This is a genomic window from Nostoc sp. (assembly GCF_036917135.1).
Lineage (GTDB): Bacteria > Cyanobacteriota > Cyanobacteriia > Cyanobacteriales > Nostocaceae > Nostoc.
On record NZ_JBALEA010000003.1, the window covers coordinates 51,775 to 70,461 of the forward strand.

Annotated in this window: 21 protein-coding genes; 11 read left to right on the forward strand and 10 right to left on the reverse strand. The window is 42.2% G+C overall.

Going from position 1 to position 18,687, the window contains the following annotated elements; translation table 11 throughout:
- Positions 1 to 182: 182 nt before the first annotated feature.
- Both V7K50_RS00885 and tsaB read left to right on the forward strand, forming a co-directional pair.
- The gene (locus tag V7K50_RS00885) at positions 183 to 1,583 is read left to right on the forward strand and encodes an esterase-like activity of phytase family protein (RefSeq protein WP_334956356.1); all 1,401 of its coding nucleotides are present in this window, start codon (positions 183 to 185) and stop codon (positions 1,581 to 1,583) included.
- A 337-nt stretch (positions 1,584 to 1,920) separates the two neighbouring features.
- The gene (tsaB, locus tag V7K50_RS00890) at positions 1,921 to 2,580 is read left to right on the forward strand and encodes a tRNA (adenosine(37)-N6)-threonylcarbamoyltransferase complex dimerization subunit type 1 TsaB (protein ID WP_334956358.1); all 660 of its coding nucleotides are present in this window, start codon (positions 1,921 to 1,923) and stop codon (positions 2,578 to 2,580) included.
- A gap of 226 nt (positions 2,581 to 2,806) precedes the next feature.
- On the opposite strand, the gene V7K50_RS00895 is transcribed toward tsaB, so the two are convergent.
- Together V7K50_RS00895 and V7K50_RS00900 are read right to left on the reverse strand one after the other, a co-directional pair.
- Positions 2,807 to 3,517 (reverse strand): GDYXXLXY domain-containing protein, encoded by a 711-nt coding sequence (locus tag V7K50_RS00895; protein WP_334956360.1) that lies wholly within the window; start codon positions 3,515 to 3,517, stop codon positions 2,807 to 2,809.
- A gap of 163 nt (positions 3,518 to 3,680) precedes the next feature.
- Complete coding sequence (locus V7K50_RS00900) at positions 3,681 to 5,102, reverse strand: DUF2157 domain-containing protein (RefSeq protein WP_334956362.1); 1,422 nt, start codon at positions 5,100 to 5,102, stop codon at positions 3,681 to 3,683.
- A 190-nt stretch (positions 5,103 to 5,292) separates the two neighbouring features.
- Between V7K50_RS00900 and V7K50_RS00905 the strand changes: the two genes are divergently transcribed.
- Together V7K50_RS00905 and V7K50_RS00910 are read left to right on the forward strand one after the other, a co-directional pair.
- Positions 5,293 to 6,264 carry an RsmB/NOP family class I SAM-dependent RNA methyltransferase gene (locus V7K50_RS00905; protein WP_334956364.1) on the forward strand — a complete coding sequence of 324 codons (972 nt, stop codon included), beginning with the start codon at positions 5,293 to 5,295 and terminating at the stop codon, positions 6,262 to 6,264.
- Positions 6,265 to 6,639: 375 nt separating this feature from the next.
- On the forward strand, positions 6,640 to 7,095 hold the full coding sequence (locus V7K50_RS00910) for an NUDIX hydrolase (protein ID WP_334956366.1): 456 nt from the start codon (positions 6,640 to 6,642) through the stop codon (positions 7,093 to 7,095).
- Positions 7,096 to 7,529: 434 nt separating this feature from the next.
- Here the strand turns inward: V7K50_RS00910 and V7K50_RS00915 are convergent, their stop codons facing one another.
- The 3 genes from V7K50_RS00915 to pip form a co-directional block, all read right to left on the reverse strand.
- On the reverse strand, positions 7,530 to 8,321 hold the full coding sequence (locus V7K50_RS00915) for a GH25 family lysozyme (RefSeq protein ID WP_334804588.1): 792 nt from the start codon (positions 8,319 to 8,321) through the stop codon (positions 7,530 to 7,532).
- Between the two features lie 101 nt (positions 8,322 to 8,422).
- On the reverse strand, positions 8,423 to 9,064 hold the full coding sequence (locus V7K50_RS00920; RefSeq protein WP_334956368.1) for a DUF4232 domain-containing protein: 642 nt from the start codon (positions 9,062 to 9,064) through the stop codon (positions 8,423 to 8,425).
- 428 nt (positions 9,065 to 9,492) lie between these two features.
- Positions 9,493 to 10,431: a prolyl aminopeptidase gene (gene pip, locus V7K50_RS00925; RefSeq protein WP_334956397.1), complete on the reverse strand. Its 939-nt coding sequence runs from the start codon at positions 10,429 to 10,431 to the stop codon at positions 9,493 to 9,495.
- Positions 10,432 to 10,497: 66 nt separating this feature from the next.
- Between pip and V7K50_RS00930 the strand changes: the two genes are divergently transcribed.
- Positions 10,498 to 11,646 carry an FUSC family protein gene (locus V7K50_RS00930; RefSeq protein WP_334956369.1) on the forward strand — a complete coding sequence of 383 codons (1,149 nt, stop codon included), beginning with the start codon at positions 10,498 to 10,500 and terminating at the stop codon, positions 11,644 to 11,646.
- Between the two features lie 251 nt (positions 11,647 to 11,897).
- Here the strand turns inward: V7K50_RS00930 and V7K50_RS00935 are convergent, their stop codons facing one another.
- Complete coding sequence (locus V7K50_RS00935; RefSeq protein ID WP_334956371.1) at positions 11,898 to 13,265, reverse strand: DUF3370 domain-containing protein; 1,368 nt, start codon at positions 13,263 to 13,265, stop codon at positions 11,898 to 11,900.
- Positions 13,266 to 13,296: 31 nt separating this feature from the next.
- Positions 13,297 to 13,818: a pyroglutamyl-peptidase I family protein gene (locus tag V7K50_RS00940; protein WP_334956373.1), complete on the reverse strand. Its 522-nt coding sequence runs from the start codon at positions 13,816 to 13,818 to the stop codon at positions 13,297 to 13,299.
- A gap of 58 nt (positions 13,819 to 13,876) precedes the next feature.
- On the opposite strand from V7K50_RS00940, the gene hisH reads away from it, so the two are divergent.
- Positions 13,877 to 14,512: an imidazole glycerol phosphate synthase subunit HisH gene (hisH, locus tag V7K50_RS00945; protein WP_334956375.1), complete on the forward strand. Its 636-nt coding sequence runs from the start codon at positions 13,877 to 13,879 to the stop codon at positions 14,510 to 14,512.
- Between the two features lie 151 nt (positions 14,513 to 14,663).
- Positions 14,664 to 15,254, forward strand: a complete 591-nt coding sequence (gene rsmD, locus V7K50_RS00950; RefSeq protein WP_334956377.1) for a 16S rRNA (guanine(966)-N(2))-methyltransferase RsmD — start codon at positions 14,664 to 14,666, stop codon at positions 15,252 to 15,254.
- A gap of 26 nt (positions 15,255 to 15,280) precedes the next feature.
- On the opposite strand, the gene petG is transcribed toward rsmD, so the two are convergent.
- The gene (gene petG, locus V7K50_RS00955; RefSeq protein WP_063721252.1) at positions 15,281 to 15,394 is read right to left on the reverse strand and encodes a cytochrome b6-f complex subunit V; all 114 of its coding nucleotides are present in this window, start codon (positions 15,392 to 15,394) and stop codon (positions 15,281 to 15,283) included.
- Positions 15,395 to 15,413: 19 nt separating this feature from the next.
- On the opposite strand from petG, the gene V7K50_RS00960 reads away from it, so the two are divergent.
- The 4 genes from V7K50_RS00960 to V7K50_RS00975 all read left to right on the forward strand — a co-directional run bounded on the left by V7K50_RS00960 (position 15,414) and on the right by V7K50_RS00975 (position 17,565).
- On the forward strand, positions 15,414 to 15,611 hold the full coding sequence (locus tag V7K50_RS00960; protein ID WP_334956379.1) for a hypothetical protein: 198 nt from the start codon (positions 15,414 to 15,416) through the stop codon (positions 15,609 to 15,611).
- Positions 15,604 to 15,978 carry a cytochrome c gene (locus V7K50_RS00965; protein ID WP_334956381.1) on the forward strand — a complete coding sequence of 125 codons (375 nt, stop codon included), beginning with the start codon at positions 15,604 to 15,606 and terminating at the stop codon, positions 15,976 to 15,978. The genes V7K50_RS00960 and V7K50_RS00965 overlap by 8 nt, the downstream gene beginning before the upstream one ends.
- Before the next feature lie 535 nt (positions 15,979 to 16,513).
- Positions 16,514 to 17,281, forward strand: a complete 768-nt coding sequence (locus V7K50_RS00970) for a peptidylprolyl isomerase (protein WP_334956383.1) — start codon at positions 16,514 to 16,516, stop codon at positions 17,279 to 17,281.
- Between the two features lie 77 nt (positions 17,282 to 17,358).
- Positions 17,359 to 17,565 (forward strand): hypothetical protein, encoded by a 207-nt coding sequence (locus V7K50_RS00975; RefSeq protein ID WP_334956385.1) that lies wholly within the window; start codon positions 17,359 to 17,361, stop codon positions 17,563 to 17,565.
- Positions 17,566 to 18,018: 453 nt separating this feature from the next.
- Here the strand turns inward: V7K50_RS00975 and V7K50_RS00980 are convergent, their stop codons facing one another.
- Together V7K50_RS00980 and V7K50_RS00985 are read right to left on the reverse strand one after the other, a co-directional pair.
- Positions 18,019 to 18,351: a hypothetical protein gene (locus tag V7K50_RS00980; RefSeq protein WP_334956387.1), complete on the reverse strand. Its 333-nt coding sequence runs from the start codon at positions 18,349 to 18,351 to the stop codon at positions 18,019 to 18,021.
- Positions 18,352 to 18,374: 23 nt separating this feature from the next.
- Positions 18,375 to 18,518 (reverse strand): hypothetical protein, encoded by a 144-nt coding sequence (locus tag V7K50_RS00985; protein ID WP_334956389.1) that lies wholly within the window; start codon positions 18,516 to 18,518, stop codon positions 18,375 to 18,377.
- Positions 18,519 to 18,687: the final 169 nt, after the last annotated feature.

Genomic DNA, 18,687 nt, shown 5'->3' on the forward strand with positions numbered 1-18,687 from the left:
CATTTCGTACTCTTGTTTGCCTTATTCTGCCCCACCTAAATACTGATAGGCATCAGCCATTCCTAGATTAACTTTGGCTTAATCTTTGCTTAAAAATAGCTTAATCATTAGGCATAGATAATGAAAAAGTGAAAAAAATACAATATCCATAAGTAAATATTGTACTTAGTAGGAATACTGCTATGCTCAAGAGAAATCTCATTCTGTTCTTGTTAGCATCATTTTTTGTTGCCCCTGCCGCCAATGCAGAGGTTAAGCTGATTGCAATTGGAAGCCTGAGTGGTAACATCAGAGACCTTTCTAGCCAAACCTCCGCTCCGCTTGAAAGCGGTGTTGCCGGAAACCTCCTCGGTGGTTTTGGGTCAGGACTGGCCTACGCTGGACGTAACACCTTCATCGCTATCCCAGATCGGGGACCAAATGCCAATGCATACAATAGCGCCGTGGATGACACAACATCCTATATCAACCGCTTCCAAACGATCAGGCTGAAACTCCTACCCAGCGAGCTTGGTTCAGCGTTGCCCTTTACTCTTACTCCTTCTCTAGTTGACACAACCCTGCTATTCAGCAAGAAGCCTCTCGACTACGGTACTGGGTTAGGACTGGGAGTGCCTAACGGTGCCCCTGCCCTGAATGCCAAGAATACCTACTATTTCACTGGACGCTCAGACAATTTCGACCCCACCGAGATATCGACCAATCCCAGTGATGCCCGCTTCGATCCTGAGGGCGTGCGTGTATCTAATGATGGTGAGTCCATCTTTATCTCCGATGAATACGGCCCTTATGTGTACCAATTCGACCGCGAGACAGGTAAGCGCATCAAGGTCTTTACACTCGACAGTAAGTTCGCAGTCAAGAACCTAAATCCCGTTAGTGCTACAGAAATTAGCGGTAACACATCTGGACGTGTTGCAAACAAGGGTATGGAAGGTCTCGCAATTACCCCTAATGGCAAGACCCTAGTCGGCATAATGCAGAGTCCACTGATCCAGGACGGGGGTACTAATGGCGCTTACACCAGAATTGTTAAGATCGACATTGCAACAGGCACCACCAAAGAGTATGCCTATAAGCTAGATAATATCGGTACGTCAGCTAAACCTAAATACCCGACAGTAAGCGAGATTTTATCCATCAACGATCGCGAATTCCTGGTAGACGAACGAGATGGCAAGGGGTTGGGTGATGGCTCTCAGGCTGTCTTCAAGAAGATATACCATATCGATCTGACCAATGCTCAAGAAGTAAGCAATATCACCGGGGAAAACAACCTAGCTGGTAAAGAAGTTAGCAAAACCCTGTTCCTTGATGTAGTAGCTACGCTGACTCAGAATGGGATCAAAGCAGAGGACATACCTGCCAAGCTTGAAGGTTTGGCTTTTGGGCCAGATGTGGTTATCAACCGCACGATCAAGCATACGCTTTTCCTCGCCAACGATAATGACTTCGTTGGTACCATAACGTCGGACGCTTTCCATCCGTCGGGTATCGACAACCCAAACAAGTTCTTCGTCTTCGCAATTGACACTACTGACATCCCAGGCTTCATACCCCAGAAGATTGAAGGAGAGGATTAATATCCAGGGTTCGGGGGAAGATAATGGTAGAAGTTGCAAAATGGAAAGATGAAGTGTCCCGAATGCAACTCTCACCAAACAATTAAGAACGGCGATCTTTAATCAGTAGTCTATTCAATTAAGAACCGCTATGTTATATGCTTGAATAAATCACGTTAACTCTATAGCGGTTCTTGAATGGAAGCAATACAGTTTGACCTCACTTCCATTCCTCTCTCCTAAAAGGAGAGAGGCTTTGAATTTTGCTCCCCTTCCCCTGTAGGGAAGGGGCTGGGGGTTAGGTCTGTATTGGACTCAACCGAGAAGCGCTCTATAAAAATAGATATTTTAAGTAACTTTGACAACGGAACTAGAAGACCTGGCAATAAATAAATACGCCTTAGCACTACACACCACCACACCCGAATTGGGTTTGGCAATTACTGATTTTTCTGGTGAAACTCGCTCTCAAGTTTGGAATTTGGGGCGTGATTTATCTAGCTTAGTACATCAATATTTAATTGAATTTATCAAACCGCAAACTTGGGCAGATTTGTCGTTGATCGCAGTGGCAAAAGGACCTGGTGGCTTTACGGGAACTCGCATTGGCGTTGTCACTGCTCGCACTTTAGGGCAACAGTTAGATATTCCTGTATTTGCGATTTCAACTTTGGCTGCGGTTGCTTGGTCAGAAGTAAGTAAAAGTCAAAAGTCAAAAACTATTGCTGTGGAAATGCCAGCACAACGAGGTCAAATTTTTGCTGCTATTTATCAGTTTGAGTCAGATGCTTCTAAATTAAAAGTGTGTTTGTCAGATAGAGTGTTGACACCAGAAGTATGGCAGGAAACTTTAGCTAATTGGAACACTAATTATCAGCTGATTCAAGCGCAATCTGGGTTAGCAGCGACGGTGACAAGTATTTTGGAACTAGCTAATCTCGATTGGCAAGAGGGCAAATGTCCTAATTGGTCAGAGGCTTTGCCATATTATGGGCAGCATCCAGTACAGGATGTATAATAAAGCATGGGAATCGGTAGGTGGTGGTTTCTAAGAATTTACAAAGGCTATATCTGAGTGTAATTGTGCATAACCCTGGTAAAAAACCTATAACAGTAGATGTATGAGACATCTGATGAAATTAAATATGCTTTACCTAGAACCCTTGTAGAGACTTAGCATTGCGAAGTCTCTACATTTGTGTGTACAGGGTAGCAAAGGGCGCGGGGTTCTTGGGGTTCAACAATTAAAATCGATAGTTGCGATCGCGCACCCACATACTAACTGGTACTGCCTTACCCTGTGGATCTACTTTCGCCTTCACCACAATGGGGGGTATTTGTCCTCTACGGGCGCGTTGGGCTTGCAAGTCGTTCCGAATCTGCTGCCGTTGGTTTTCTGGAATGTAATATGTTTCTAAGCCGTAGTTAACAGAGCCATCTTGATAAACACCTTTTAAGGCTACTTGGTTGGCTCTTAGGGTTGTGGGGCGATCGCTACTAACCCGTAATGGTCTCCAAGCTCTAGGAACACCGCCACCATAGGATAATTGCTCTTGCAAAGTCACGTAGATGTTAGTTCCTTCAGGCAATCTTCTGCCACTTCCACGACCTTTGCTGACTAATGTTTGCCAACCAGGTAGTCTACTTAAATTTGAGGTACGAGATATGTTGTAATCTAAGGCTAAGGTGTTACCTTCTAGCACATTGTTAGGTTCTACAGGTACGGTTTGCAAAATCACCGTCTTACCTGTGACATCCGTATAAACTGCTTGAGCTGGTACTGCCATAATTAACCCTGTTTGCAGCGCCAGGGGAACTATTAACCGCCAAAAAGGTAAAGGCTTATTCGATTTTTGTTCAGTAGCAATCAAGTAATCCCGAAAAGTCACCTTACTAGAAAATTCGGCTTCAGGAGACAAGGGTTTATTTTTAGATTCAGAAGAGGTATTAGTCATGAGCGTAGTCCTAAAAAGCAGAGGTCTTGAAGAGGTCAAAAGTAACGAGATTAGGACTGACGCAGAGAAACTTTAAAAACTTTAACGCACAGAGATTTCAGAATTTTAGATTTTAGATTTTTTATTCAATCCAAAATTCAAAATTCAAAATCTAAAATTTGCACTACTTCTTATTGGTAGAGCTAGAACCACCAGTTAGGCGGCGTTCAAACCAGAGTCCAGCGCTAATTAATGCAGAACCGCACAAGATAAAGACCAGCGACTTAAAAAGTAGGTCGGTATCGTACTCTTGCACGCGACTGATAATTTGCAGTGTTACTAACAGCATACCGCCCCAAAAGGAAGTTCTGTTGCTTAATTTCAATCCTTCTTGAATTAGTCCCCAGGCTAATGTTGCAAGAAGTACATTGAAAATGAAAATGCCAAGTTCATCAATCCGGCTGATAGTTTGATGCCAAAAAGGTACTATTGCAATAAAGGCAAGAAAGGTACTAATGACAGCAGTCGTGAAAATTACTTCGCGGCGCGGAGGGTTATTTCTTTGGCGCAGTAGAAACAACCATTGCAATACCGCCAAGCCGCTAAGAATCCCCAAATCGATGATTGGCAGAGACTCGAATAAGTTCCTCAATGTCGTTGGCTGATTATAAGCATAATCAGGAGATTCCCAAACCCAACGAAAAGACAGAACATAAAAGACAACGCCGAAGCTGACCAAGGCTAAATTCCGGGCTAGGTATTGAAACAACCTGTAATTTATGGTCGGGAACAGCAGGTCATCATAACTCCAGAATAATGCAGATGGCAGTGCAAAAGCAAAAGATGCCACCCAAGGGGCGATATTAGCATAATTCAGCAATGGGAGAGGGTTAAGGTTGGCTTGTAAGGAACTAGCAAAAACAAAGGCTGCTAGACCAAAAATCCAACGCGATCGACAGAAGTAGGCTAAGGGTACAAACACCAGCCATGCCAACAAAGGCAAATGCTGCACCACTAGACGCGACCAAGTTAACTCACCTGAAGAGTACCACAAGTCTTCTAGCCCAGTCCAGTAGCCGATTTCCACCAGGACAATTGACAGAATTCCTAAAGAATTTAAGGATAAACAGAAGGCCATCACCACAACACCCAACCCCCAAGCCAGAAACAATTGGGAAGCTGAACCAGCAATATTGAACATCTGGGCCATCAGCAGTAAATTTGCACCGAAAATGAAGGCGCTTAAAATTAGCAACCCTTCTCCCAGTAAGCGTTTGCTTTGTTGTGGCTTCTTGCCTTCAGGTTGTCTCCAGGTGTAAAATCCAGTGATGGCGATCGCAAAAAACAAACTCATCATCAAAATAAATTTGATTTCTCGCGATCCTCCCTGCCAGTTTCCTGATACAAAGGTAATTATGCCTAAGCATAAAACTATGCTGCCTACACCGATCGCTATGGCTTTATTGCGATCGCGTGCAGCAGCTTCCAGGTTTTTAAATTGATAACGTTCTGCTATCTGTTCATACAGCGAAGAACTAATTAATCCTTCATCCCTCCATAATTGTGCTTCTTTGCGTAATTTGTGCGGAAAATTATCTAAGATCATGACCTTCTCCGGTGCAGTGGGGTAGCTTGGCCATTGCGATCCCAATGGCGGTCATTGTATTTTGAGTATGAAGCCAAAACCCTTAATTACATGTTCTTGTGTAACAGTTTTATTTTGATTTTGATACAACCTATTAATTCGTAATTCGTAATTCGTAATTCAATTTTTAATTGGTATTGTATATATCTACATGGAAAAACCTTCGAATTTATTACTTAAAGTCTCGCGGCGTTTGTTCACTAATCTAGATGAGCAAGAAAAATTTATTGAGGCTTTAATAAATCCTCAGCCTTTTTCACCCAGTATTCTTTGGTGTCAAGAAAAGCCAGAGATTTCGCCCTTGGCGGTAGAAACACCAACCTCTTGGCAACCACAATTTATAGACCGCTTATCTCTGGGAGAAAAACCCGGTAAGCATCCCTTGCATGAAAAAGGATATTTCTATTGTTTAGACTTTTCTTCGGTGTTTGCAGCTACTACTTTGTTAGCTCTTCCTCAGTCAGTGCGTTTAGTTTTTGATATGTGTGCCGCACCAGGAGGTAAAAGTATCTTCGCGTGGAAAGCTTTACAACCAGACTTACTCATTAGCAATGAAGTAATTGGTAAACGTCTGGGAATGCTAATTTCTAATTTGAAGCGTTGCCAGATAAACCCTAGTGCAGTAGTTAATAGAGATTCGAGTATATTTGCCCAAATCTTTTCTGACTCTAGCAATCTAGTAATAGTAGATGCTCCTTGTACTGGACAATCTTTACTTGCTAAAGGTGAAAAAGCACCCGGATGTTTTCACCCAACGGCTATTAATAAGAGTGCAAATCGACAAAAGCGTATTATAGCTAACTCTGCTAAAATTGTTTCACCACAAGGCTATCTGGCTTATATGACTTGCACATATTCACCCGAAGAAAATGAGCGAGTTTGTGAATGGTTTTTGGAACGATTCCCACATTTTAAAGCGATAGAAATTAGTAATCTAGCTAAATATCAATCTGATTTAACTACAATGCCTTGTTATCGGATGTTCCCTCAAGATCGGTTAGGTGCTGGTGCGTTTACAGTCTTGTTTAAAAATACTAGTGAGGATGAATATGAGCCTAAAGAAGTAGATATAAATACTATATCTTCGCTGTATATCTACCAAAAGATGAAAGAGTCAAGTTAGGAATGGCACTAAGTTAACATACAGCCCTTACCCTGACTGGTTCCCAGCCTGGAGGCTGGGAAACCATTCCCGGGGGCTGCTGCCTCCTCTTTCTTCACCAGAGGCAGCAGCCCATTCAGAATCCGTTCCCAGCCTGTAGGCTGGGAAGGAGGCTACACAACCCTTTAGGCTTTTCTTAGTGCCATTCAGTCAAGTTAGTTATACAGCAGATTTCAACTTGTCTTTTAACTTTGAATAATTAACTCTATATACGTAAAAAAACGTTTTTTAACCTATTTATAACCTTAAATTAACCAAAACTTATCCGGTATCAGCGCTAGACTTTCTGAAGTAGACATTACACAAAAAAGCTAGTCAGTACAGGATACAAATTACATGAGTCAAAAAATCAGCAAAGTGTTCAAACAGTCTGGGGTAATTCCTTATAGAGTGAACAATGGTAAAATTGAAATCTTGCTAATCACGACCCGTAACTTTCAACACTGGGTAATTCCGAAAGGAGATATTCCCAATGGCATGAGTCCGCCTGATTCAGCAGCAAAAGAGGCGTGGGAAGAGGCAGGAGTGATTGGGCAGGTAGATGTGAATGAACTGGGCACTTACAAGTACCGCAAACAAGGCAAAATTTACAGCGTCAAGATGTATTTGTTACCAGTTGACATGCTGAGTGAAGATTATCCAGAAGCAAATCAAAGAAAACGGCAATGGGTAGAAGTGACTGAAGCTATCAGGTGGGTTAAATTTAATTCACTCAAACAAATGCTTAAAGGTTTTTTCCAGGTAGAATCTAACTTTTGTGGATTTCGACGTGAAGTAAGTAGGCAAGAATAAATCAAACTATGTTACGCAATATAATATTAATTAAATTAGCTCTTCGTAGGGGTTTCGGCACTTACTACAAAGCTTGAATTATTCACCTCTACTTATACAATGTCCGCCAAATCACCCCTAAGAGGTTGTTTGAAAAGTCCTCTTCTTGGTAGCAAAATGTTCTATATCCCCCTAAATCCATGCCACTTGCTCTACTTGGGGAGACCCCAAGTAGAGCAAGTGGCTCCCCTTAAAAAGGGGAACTTTGATTCCGGTTCCCACCTTTTTTAAGGGGGGTTAGGGGGGATCGATAAGTTCCTAAAATCACAACCAATTACTTTTCAAACATCCTCTAATAAGCAGTTTGTAGTGGGGACTTAAGTCCCCAAAGCCAGGATTAAAGTCCTTACTACAAACGTTTTTTATTCAGCTTGATTAACCGGACGTGATGTTACTTAAATCCAGAGTAAAGCTACCCAAGTTTTTATACCGACAATTCCATCAGCTTGCAATTTTTTAGATGTTTGGAAACTAACAATTGCATCCTTAACTGACTCAGAAAATTGTCCATCAATGGCATTAGTATATAATCCAATATCTTTTAATTGCTGTTGTAATTGTTTGACTCTTAACCCAGAATCTCCTAGCTGCAAACCATTAAATCTACTCAAATCGGCTCTACCACTAACACCAGCTACACCAGATATATCACCTGCAAATTGATGGATTAGGTATTGCCCCTGCCAAGCCCCAGGAATACTTGGGTTCTGGGTTCCGTAGTGAGCAATCCATAACGGATAACTCGCAAAATCAGATGGATTGCCAATTTCTGCCCAGAAACTGGGGAAAGTATAAATGATTGGTTTAATTGGTTTTTTGGTTTGTTGCAAAAGGGCTTTTTCTACCTCTGCTAACCACAGTTTGGCTGCATTAATTACACCTTGGCTATTTCCTTTGTCAGTTACCTCTACATCCAGAACTGGTGGCAGGTCTCCTGGTTCTAATTTACCCAGCGTTTTTAAGAATTCTTTCGCTTGCTGAACCGGGTCAGATGTATGGGGGTGAAAGAAATGATAAGCACCCCGAATAATACCAACACTTTTCATGGTCTGCCAGTGATGAGGAAAAGCAGAATCTTTAATACTAACTCCTTCTGTGGCTTTGACAAACGCAAAAGTTTTACCAGAGTTTTTTACTGTCGTCCAATCTACTCTGCCGTCTTGATCTGCAACATCAATTCCTTGCATATAATCTTCTAACCTTTTTGAATAGTAGAATCCTGAACTTATCAGAGGCTCTGATTAAATTTATGCTTTTTCTGGGTATTTGAGTAAATTACAGAAATTTCTTAGGGTTGAGTGTCAACAGCTCGCACTGGAGTCACTCTAACTTTGCCTGTACAAGGCTTGATTTCTTCTGTAAGGGTAAAGTGCTGGTAAGTATTGGGAGGCGTGATTTCAATCTTACTCGATATCTGGCAGTGTTCCTGTGGGGAAGTAACATGGTTATATGCTATCTGAAATGAGGCTTGTTTTCCAGGAGCGAGAGTTACTTCTTGTCGAGGTTGCTTACTCGAAAAATAAGTGTCCTTGGACCGGATAACTTTAATCCCCTGCAAAGGTTGATTTTTTGCATCCAGTAGTGCCAATCCCGGATAACCGTTGAGGGTGCAAGGGGATGAGCCGTTATTGGTGAAGGCGTAGGTAAGTGCAACATTCCCAACGCCAGCATCTTCGGAGACTCGGCGCACTGACAATTGACTAGTTTCACAGCGCGTCGGATTTGTGGCAACAGTGGCTTCAGGGGTAGAAGTCTCTGTAGTTTTTTCAGTCGGTGTAGGTGTTGAGGCCAACACAGCTTCTTTCGTCGGTTGCTCAGTGCTTGCTGGCAAGGCTTGCGGCTGTTTTGTAACAGAGGAAGAACCGACACAACCAGTTGTCACCGCAGTTAGGAGCAACAACATACTGCTTTCCACAATTAGAATTCGCATATCTTCTTTTTTTGTCGTGAACTACTTACACTGATGCTTTATATATAGTGTAAGTTTCCAAATTAACAAGAGTTAGGGTTGCTATAGTGAGGTACAAGAACCCCACCCCCAACCCACAAGGGAGGCTAAGGTGTACACACATCTTTGTACAAAACCAAAATCGTTGAAGATCCCCCTAAATCCACGCCACATGCTTCACGTCGGCAGAGCCGCCCAACGCAGTGGCTCCCCTTTTTAAGGGGGACTTTGAGAAGTTTTTGCCCCCCTTTTTAAGGCTACGGTGTACACACAAGTCTTATAACCTAGCTCCACAACGTTTTAACCCCCCTTAAAAAAGGGGGGAATGAATCAGCCCTGTCTTCGAGAGGGGGCTATGATGTACTTTATATGATTGGGAAATGCTATATAAATCTAAATATTCAACCGAATTAAATATTATCTGTTGCTTCAATCAAAGCACTACGAATTCCTGGTTCACTCATCGAATGTCCGGCATCAGGAACCACTATAAATTCGGCTTCTGGCCAAGCCCGATGTAATTCCCAAGCGGAGATCATTGGGCAGACTACATCATAGCGCCCCTGAACAATTACAGCCGGAATATGGCGGATACGGTGTACATTTAAGAGTAATTGATCTTCTTTTTCCAAAAATCCCTTATTCATAAAGTAATGGCATTCAATGCGAGCGAAAGCTGAAGCAAATTCACTCTCGCCAAACTTTTGTATGAGTCCTGGATCTAAGAAAAGCCTACTGGTACTACCTTCCCAAATTGACCAAGCACGCGCTGCTGTTAATTGAATTTTTAAATCTGGACTGGTCAACTGTTTGTAATATGCTTCGATCAGATCCTCACGTTCATCTACAGGAATTGGTTTAAGATATTCTTCCCAAGCATCAGGAAAAATATAGCTAGCACCCTCTTGGTAAAACCATCGCAACTCTTTTTGTCTCAGCATAAAGATCCCACGCAGAATTAGCCCCGTGCATCGAGAGGGATGGGTTTGACTGTAGGCTAATGATAAAGTGCTACCCCAACTCCCACCGAAGACTGCCCACTTTTCTATACCTAAATGTTGGCGCAGTTTTTCGATATCACTGACTAAATCCCAAGTGGTATTTTCTCGTAATTCGGCATGAGGAGTACTTTGACCACAACCGCGCTGGTCAAACATTACTAACCGCCATTTTTTCGGGTGGAAATATTGCCGATAAAAAGCTGGACATCCACCACCAGGTCCCCCATGCAGCAAAACGATGGGTTGACCTTGCGGGTTCCCTGACTCTTCAAAATGAATGGTATGAAGGTCAGAAACCTGTAAACTACCTTCTAAGTAAGGCTCGATCGCTGGGTAAAGTTCTCGCATTTTCGATATTTTATCAGTAATGTTGTCATGGCGATCGCTTGCATAAATCAAATAAACCCGATACCTATGATACAACCCTCTAATGGCCTTCCACCTAAACGGCGATCGCCTCAGCTAAGAATCATCACAGCATTAAAAACTTGGGCTGCTACTTCCGATGGCATCTCAACGATTCTGCTAGCTCAGATGGCATTCAAAATGGCAGTAGCATCGGCAGTTTCTTTTGAAGTTGCTCAGGCGTTGCGATGGGAATATCCTTTTTATGCAGCGATCGCCGCCATCATTGTGATGTCATCTACTCATGGCAGCACCCTCACACTAGGAATTCAGCGCATAATTGGCACTGTGATTGGTGCTATCGGTGGAGCCATCTTTGCGGTTGTATTGGGTACCAATTTCTGGTCATTGGGAATAAGTGTATTTTTGACGATCTTTCTCACTTCTTATTGGAAATTCAATGAGGCGGCAAAATTAGCGGGGTATGTGTCAGCGATCGTGATTTTGAGTCACAGCCAATCTCCTTGGCTGTATGCTTGGGGTCGTTTTCTCGAAACCCTCTTGGGTATTGGTGTGGCACTGTTGGTAAACAACTTTATTTTTCCTGCGTCTGCTGGAGTAGAACTGAGGCGTTGTTTGTCACAAACGTTAACTGATTTAGAGCAGTTTTATCAGTTGGTTGTGGACTCTGCCTTTACAGGAAACTACGATCGCCAGCGTGTGGATGAGTTAAAAGCCAGTATCATTAGTTCATTTATCAAGGCGCGATCGCTATGGCAGGAAGTCAGGCGGGGACAGACAAATGAGCCACCAGAAAAACGGGTGAATGAAGCTTGGGAGTTCCTCATCCGGCGGATTTGGGAACACATCTTGACAATGGAACATACTGTACTTGCTAGACAGCAAGATACTTTCTGGCAAATTCTTTCACCTCAAATTACCCAACTGGCACTAGAAACTCAGACTGCAATGCTCACCCTAGCAACCGCAGTCAAATCGCACCAACCTAGTTTATCTTTGTCAGGAATGGAAATTGCCCTTATCAACGCTACAGAGCAATTAAATCGGCTAGAAGAAATTAAGCAGCAAGATTACCCAATGGATGAGCTACTCCGATTTTTCACATTCTTCTACACGATGGAAGAAGTAGGCAGAAAACTGCAAAAAATGGCAGGTACGCTGAGTGAACTACCCACACTGATAGTAAATTCAAGATAAGTAATCAATTGAAAAAGGTGACAGTCTGCTTAGAAAGGAAACATGAGAAGATATCCAAAATTTTATTTACACTCGTCCGTAATACTCATCAATCATTACCAAAGAATTGGGTCTAAAGCCCCGTGCTTCAAGCAATGCTTTAAAGTAATGAGTAAGGAGTAATGAGTAATGAGTGGATGAAAAATGGGTATTTACTCATTACTTATTACTCATTACTCCTTCTTAAGAGCGCCTTTAGGTCGGTGAAGATGTCAACGAGGTTCAGCTTGAGTCGCAACTGTTAATACTTGCGGTGGACTGGCATCCGGTGGATAGAGAAAGTCTACTTCTACTAAAGAGCGATCGCCTGCTTTTATATTTAATAAAACTAACGGTTCCCCTGATTGACCTCTCTTTTGCACTAAATGCACAAACTCAGTTTGTGACTGATTTTGCTCATCTTTGTAACGTACCTGCACCGTTCCTCGGAAAAACACTTGAGGGGCTGGTGTACTCAGAAAGCGTAACCCCGGTTTTCCCAACTGATCCTCCTTGAGTGGTGTTTGTATAGACACACTCACAGTTTGAGAACTTTGAGTATTGTTGTATAGCGGCAACTTCAGATTATATTGAATTCCATAGTTGCCATGAGCGCGATATGCGGTGTCAGGATAGCGCACCAGCATAGCAGCACTTTGAATTTGACCAGTTCCTAAGGTACCGCCATGTAGGGTACTCAGAACGTAGGAAAACCCTTGACCAGGCTGAGGAATAGTTAGATACCTGGCTTGAGGATTATCTACTAATAAGGCTCTCCATCGTGAACCACCAGCCACTCCAGCAACACGCCCATAAATTCTTGGCTTGCCAGTTTCTTCTAAGGGAGTGGGAGTTTTATCTCTTGGTCCAGCCAAATCACCATTATCTAGTAAATTCTGCCACTCTTCTAAAGTAGGCATTCTCTCACTGCCATCAAGATTCACCCGTGCAAACATGGCTAGGCTAGCTGCGTAGACAGTACCATTACTTTGCAGTCGGATCAATGTAGACCGACCATTCAGGGGTGGTGTCAATCCCTGCACCGGAATTGGTAAATTTAGTAACATCCGACTTTTCCCTGGTGGAATCGCAATTGTGGCAGGGAAAATTTCTTGTCGCACTCCCCTAAGCACATCAGACATGACGCGATCGCCAGGACCTGCAAAAACTTTACCTAAAAGATTTTGACTCAAGGATGGTAACTGAATAAATGGTGCATCGGGTTGACTCAAATAACTCGCCGCCTGCAAAATATTTACCTTCACTGGTTCCGAACTAGGGTTATGTAAAATTATCCCTAAATAAAGAGAACGTAAATTCTCTGCTGGTTCAGCTTTAGTAATGTGGTGAGCAAAAATATCAAATCGTCCTCGAAAGGGAAAATTTAGATGCGCCGTTGGCACTTTTTTCCCATCTGGTGGAAAGGTGGAAAGTAAAATTCCTTCTTTCAAAACCAATTCTGGACTATTGCTGTTAAACGTTGGCACTGTATCCAATTGACCTGGTAAAGGTCGTACTTCTTGTGGTTGTACAACTTCTTCAGGTGGTGGCGTAGCAGAAGTTAATTGACCGATGGAAAAAGTTAGTAACAATGGCAACATATACTTAGATATTTCTTTCACCATACAGACATTAACAACTTGATGAAAGTGCCAGTTTGTTAATAATTAATACAAAATCGCCAAGAATCCCCATCAAATTTTCTTGATTGAGAACCGGAACGTGGACAAAAATACAACGCGTCCTGAGTTGATTTTGGCTTAAGTAGTCCAACACTGAATAGTAAAGACTCTCACAGACAAATTTACCGCAGTCGTGGCTAATCTCAATTGCTGCGGCTCCCGCCACTAATTTTTCTAAATCAACTTCTGTCTGCAAAATACTTTCTCCACGGCTAGCAACTGCTTCCACACTTAATTTTGTCCGGCTTGTAGCCTGGCCACAACAGATGATGTAATCAGGTTGGATTGCATTGATTTGTTCAATTACCTGAGTACTGGCAAGTTGCACATCTACGGGTAACAGGCGTAAAAAACTTAAGTCATGGGGTATCAGATTAACTTTGGTAACTTCAAGTAATAAATCATCAGAAGAATTCGACTGTTGATCTTTTAGCCAAATATCAAAAGAAGTTAATAGAATTCTTTTCTTCATAACAAATATTATTTAGAATAGAAAAACCCTCCATAATAATTTTACAAGGAGCAGGTAAATGCCAGTGATTGCGGTCGTAGATTACGAGATGGGAAATTTGCACTCAGTCTGTAAAGGCTTAGAAAAAGCTGGGGCAACTTCTAATGTTACCTATTCTCCAAAGGAATTAGAGCAGGCAGATGCAATAGTCCTACCGGGAGTGGGAGCATTTGATCCAGCAGTGCAACACCTGCGAGCGCGTGGTTTGGAACAACCGATTAAAGAAGCGATCGCATCTGGTAAACCTTTCTTAGGAATTTGTTTAGGATTGCAAATTCTCTTTGAATCAAGTGCAGAAGGTACCGAACCGGGACTAGGAATTATTAAAGGAAAAGTGCGGCGGTTTCGTCCAGAAACTGACATCACTATTCCTCATACGGGTTGGAATCAGCTGGAAGTGACTCAACCAAAAAGTATTTTGTGGGAGCATTTACCGTCCGATCCTTGGGTGTATTTTGTCCATTCCTATTATGTTGACCCAATAGATCCGTTAATCCGTGCAGCAACCGTCACCCACGGGACTCAAACCGTCACAGCTGCGATCGCCTATGAAAACCTGATGGCAGTACAATTTCACCCCGAAAAATCCTCTAATATCGGATTGCAAATCTTGTCTAATTTCGTTGCTCAAGTCCGCGAAAAAATTCCTGCCTAATAGTATTTTTGTCATTTCTTCTTTGTCTTTTGCCTAAAACTAATACTTCTCTACGAGACGCTACGCGAACGGCTCCGCGGTAGTTGAGCGCAGTCGAAACTCAGTACAAGTAACCAATGACTAATGATTAATGACCAATGACTAATAACCAATGAGCCTGAGAATTTACGGCAATCGCCAGCTAAAAACTTTACCAGGGAAAGAAACTAGACCCACAAGTGCGCGGGTAAGAGAGGCAGTATTTAATATTTGGCAAGGAGAAATTGCAGATTGTCGCTGGCTAGATTTATGCGCCGGTACTGGTTCAATGGGTGCAGAGGCTTTGTGTAGAGGAGCCAGCCTAGTAGCAGGAATTGAACAATCGAGCCGAGCCTGTGTCACCATCCAACAAAATTGGCAGCAGATAGCTAATGCCGACCAAGAATTTCGGGTATTACGGGGAGATATTACCCAGGAGTTAAAGATTTTAGCAGGCAAGCAATTCGATAGAATTTACTTCGATCCACCTTATGCCAGTGGATTGTACCAGTCAGTATTAGAAGCGATCGCTCACCATCAACTTTTAGATCCGAGCGGCGAAATTGCAGTTGAACACGCCTCACAAGGTTGGACACCGCTAGAGATTCCAGGTTGGGAAATTTGCCGCCAGAAAGTTTACGGCAACACATCACTTACTTTCTACAGAATTCGGAGTCAGGAATTAGGGGCAGATAAAGGAGATGAGAAACAATGTAACTCCTAACTCCTAACTCCTAACTCAGCACTCCCTCATCCTCCCAACTGGTTGGGGCGCTTGTATTGCTTATAGGCAGCATAAAACAGTCCGGCGAGGGTGACGAAAACTAGACCAAGGACAATACCTGATAGCAGGGGTTCAACCACTGGAAATCTCCTTTTTGTAATGATTAAATATTCGTTGCTTGTTTTTGATTTTACCAAATTTCGGATGAATCCTGCGGCCTACAGCCTTTTAAAAGGCGATCGCCCACAAAAAAATAGTCTTCTGTGCTTGCAGACACAATCAAGAACTTTTAAGCTATGTGTAGGAAATGAAAAATTTTTAGCACACCTAGACTTTCACCGCAAACCTTTTGGATAACCAGATTACCAAACCTGAAATTTTGATTCAGCGAATCGTTTTATTGATGCTGTCCATACTGCTAGCAATCCCTTTGGGCTTTTTTGGTGTTCAGTTGGTTCAAGCCTCCGATCCTTATGTCAAGAGTGTTCTATCCTTAACAGGAAACCCAATTCAAGGACACGCGATCTTTCAAATTAATTGTGCTGGTTGTCATGGCTTAGAAGCAGACGGGCGAGTGGGGCCTAGTTTGCAAGCTGTTTCAAAGCACAAATCTCAGTATGGACTGATTCATCAAGTGATCAGTGGTGAAACACCGCCAATGCCAAAATTCCAACCTAGTCCCCAAGAAATGGCGGATCTTTTGAACTATTTAGAGTCGTTATAGACCTGAGAATTTTCGGTTGTGGAATACATAAATCCCTAACGGAAAAGGCAGCATAGGATGTGTTGTCTTTTTCTATCTCTGACAACTTTTAACAAAATACCCATCCCATACAGCACTTCCGGCAGCTATGAGGTACATCCTAAAACCTGAAAGCTATGCTAGGAGAGTAACAAGAAGAAAAGTTTTATTGCATAATAGCGGGAAGCGCTGTAAGAGTTATATAAATTTTAGATATGCAAACTGGATGTCCTTTAGATTATGACGTTAGATAGCGTTCGTGCAGCGTCTCGTAGAGAAGCATCAGCGACGTAGGATCGTCTGAGTCACTAACGTCCTTGGCGTATTTGCGTAGGATCTTTGATCAAAACTCATATAGACTGTATATTTTAAAGTATCTTAGCAAGTAACTATTTAACTATTGCGAAAGTGATGTTAGCATACCTAACTCGGTAGAATTAAGGTAAAAGCTCCTAGTAAATGGGCTACGGTATAGCTTCTTTAACAGACTAGATATTCTTGAGATGCCCGAAACCTAATGACTGAAGCGATCCAAATCGGTAATCGTACAATCACAGCTAGTGAACTGATTTCCTTACTGGCAAGTTACCAAATGCTGCCACAGTTGCAGCGCGAATTGATCATTGATCAGGCGATAGAGCAAAACTCAGGCTCCGCCAAGATAGCAATCGAATATACACCTGAGGAAATAGCCCAAGCTAAACAGCAGTTTTACGCTGAAAAACAGTTAAAAAATGAAGAAGACATCCAAACTTGGATGGCACATCAAGGGCTGACTGCCGATCAACTAGAAGTTATTACTACTCGTAAGCTGAGAATTGAAAAATTCAAGCAAGCAACTTGGGGTAATAAACTGGAGTCTTACTTTTTTCAGTGTAAAACAAAACTGGACAAAGTAATTTATTCCCTACTGCGAACCCAGGATGTGGGAATTTCCCAAGAACTCTACTTCCGTATTCAGGCAAAAGAAAACTCTTTTGCTGACTTAGCACGGGAATACTCACTCGGTCCAGAAGCCCAAACTGGCGGCTTGGTAGGTCCGATTGAACTAAATGCACTACATCCAGTAATGGTGCAAATGCTCTCTAGCAGTCAACCAGGTCAGATATTGCCCCCTACTCGCATCGCTGAATGGTTTGTGATTTTGCGGCTGGAAAAATTTATCCCAGCACAACTGGATGAATTTATGAAAGTGCGCCTGCTGAATGAACTCTTTGAAACCTGGCTACAAGAACAGCAAAAGCAAATTATGTCTGCACCACAAGAGGAGGAGAGCGCCAGATGAGAGGGATAACCTAAGTATGGGATCTGACTCCCATACTTGCCTTCAAAACCCAAGATAGCGAAGCGATCGCTCTATTAGTGTTCCAGGCTAGAGGAGCGATCGTTGCATTAGGTAGTGTATCTTGCTCCGACCCTAATCCACTTCAGTGGATAGTCATAGTGACTTTAGTTGCTGGAAGTGGGGTTTTTATTGTGGGTAGTGGAGTTATAGCAACCGACAAGGAGGTTAGGACATTAACTGATGATAAAACCTATATATATAAAGACTTTCAACCCAGTCCCTAGTCCCCAGTCCCCAGTCCCCTGCTATAGTATTGTAACTATAGGAACTATTTTAGTTACTATGATTAGTGCCGGAGCTAGTTTTGAAGCGATATCAGCAGCACTTGGAAGTCATATAGCTGTAGCTACTGGCTCGCTAGAAATGCTTTTTCAATTGGTAGCTGCGATTTTTGGTATTTTAAGTTGTTAGGACTGCACTATGGTCAATATTTTATTCAACAGGTTATCAGTGAAGGGGTAATTTCGCCCTTAGCATTTCCAGATATCCAGATATCTATCGAGCAACTTTTAAATTAAGCTAAATTTAATAAAAATTATTTCCATACAGCACTTCCAGCAGCTATAAGGTACATCCTCAAAACTGAAAGCTATGCTAGGAGAGGGGCAAGGAGAAAAACCGTATTGCATAATAGCCGGAAGCGCTGTAATTATTTTGACTGACCTTCTTCCCACTCCTTACCACCAGGTAACTCTCTCAATACTTTCATCAATAGCACCAGGCAAAGACTTTTGAGAATTCGTATAAGTCAAATCTAAAAAAGCCTTTGCTACTCCCAATATTTGGGATTTATCCACAATAGCTAAGAGTCGTTTAGATGTATACAACCCATTCAAAATTTCAGCAGATGCTGGCTTAATTGCCGCATCAAAAGCAGGATATAGCAAATCATCCCACTCACCTGGCTTCACATAATGAGAAGTCTTGTTATCCTGTAAATTTAAATCTTGAATTTCTAAAATTGAACCTGAAATAAAAGCAACCCAAGAATTAGTTAATCTTTGTTCCACCTGATTTTTAATCAAATGAATAATCAGTCTGATGAGGAAACTCCTAATATTATATTTCGGATATAGCTCTTTCGACTCATCAACTCCAACTCATCAACAATTAGCAAAGCATCCTCATAACGTCCATCAAGAATAGACTTTCTTAAATCCCAAAGTTCTTGAGTCATAAGTCATAGCAATTTATCCAATACTAAATTCAGCATAAACAAAAACCCCCTAGCTTTTATGAGAGCTAGAGGGTTTTTGTTTAAATTATGATCCCTGGCATCGAGCTATTTTTGCGTAGGGCTACCCCTAAACTATCGTGGCCGCAGCAGCGTTTCACCTCTGAGTTCG

Coding starts and splice junctions, on each gene's coding strand:
- V7K50_RS00940 (WP_334956373.1), bottom strand. CDS start 13,818: ATGAAGAAAAGAATTCTATTAACTTCTTTTGATATTTGGCTAAAAGAT.
- V7K50_RS00910 (WP_334956366.1), top strand. CDS start 6,640: ATGAGTCAAAAAATCAGCAAAGTGTTCAAACAGTCTGGGGTAATTCCT.
- V7K50_RS00885 (WP_334956356.1), top strand. CDS start 183: ATGCTCAAGAGAAATCTCATTCTGTTCTTGTTAGCATCATTTTTTGTT.
- V7K50_RS00930 (WP_334956369.1), top strand. CDS start 10,498: ATGATACAACCCTCTAATGGCCTTCCACCTAAACGGCGATCGCCTCAG.
- V7K50_RS00895 (WP_334956360.1), bottom strand. CDS start 3,517: ATGACTAATACCTCTTCTGAATCTAAAAATAAACCCTTGTCTCCTGAA.
- rsmD (WP_334956377.1), top strand. CDS start 14,664: ATGAGCCTGAGAATTTACGGCAATCGCCAGCTAAAAACTTTACCAGGG.
- V7K50_RS00915 (WP_334804588.1), bottom strand. CDS start 8,321: ATGCAAGGAATTGATGTTGCAGATCAAGACGGCAGAGTAGATTGGACG.
- V7K50_RS00960 (WP_334956379.1), top strand. CDS start 15,414: ATGATTAAATATTCGTTGCTTGTTTTTGATTTTACCAAATTTCGGATG.
- V7K50_RS00985 (WP_334956389.1), bottom strand. CDS start 18,518: ATGACTCAAGAACTTTGGGATTTAAGAAAGTCTATTCTTGATGGACGT.
- V7K50_RS00935 (WP_334956371.1), bottom strand. CDS start 13,265: ATGTTGCCATTGTTACTAACTTTTTCCATCGGTCAATTAACTTCTGCT.
- V7K50_RS00920 (WP_334956368.1), bottom strand. CDS start 9,064: ATGCGAATTCTAATTGTGGAAAGCAGTATGTTGTTGCTCCTAACTGCG.
- hisH (WP_334956375.1), top strand. CDS start 13,877: ATGCCAGTGATTGCGGTCGTAGATTACGAGATGGGAAATTTGCACTCA.
- pip (WP_334956397.1), bottom strand. CDS start 10,431: ATGCGAGAACTTTACCCAGCGATCGAGCCTTACTTAGAAGGTAGTTTA.
- V7K50_RS00970 (WP_334956383.1), top strand. CDS start 16,514: ATGACTGAAGCGATCCAAATCGGTAATCGTACAATCACAGCTAGTGAA.
- V7K50_RS00905 (WP_334956364.1), top strand. CDS start 5,293: ATGGAAAAACCTTCGAATTTATTACTTAAAGTCTCGCGGCGTTTGTTC.
- V7K50_RS00900 (WP_334956362.1), bottom strand. CDS start 5,102: ATGATCTTAGATAATTTTCCGCACAAATTACGCAAAGAAGCACAATTA.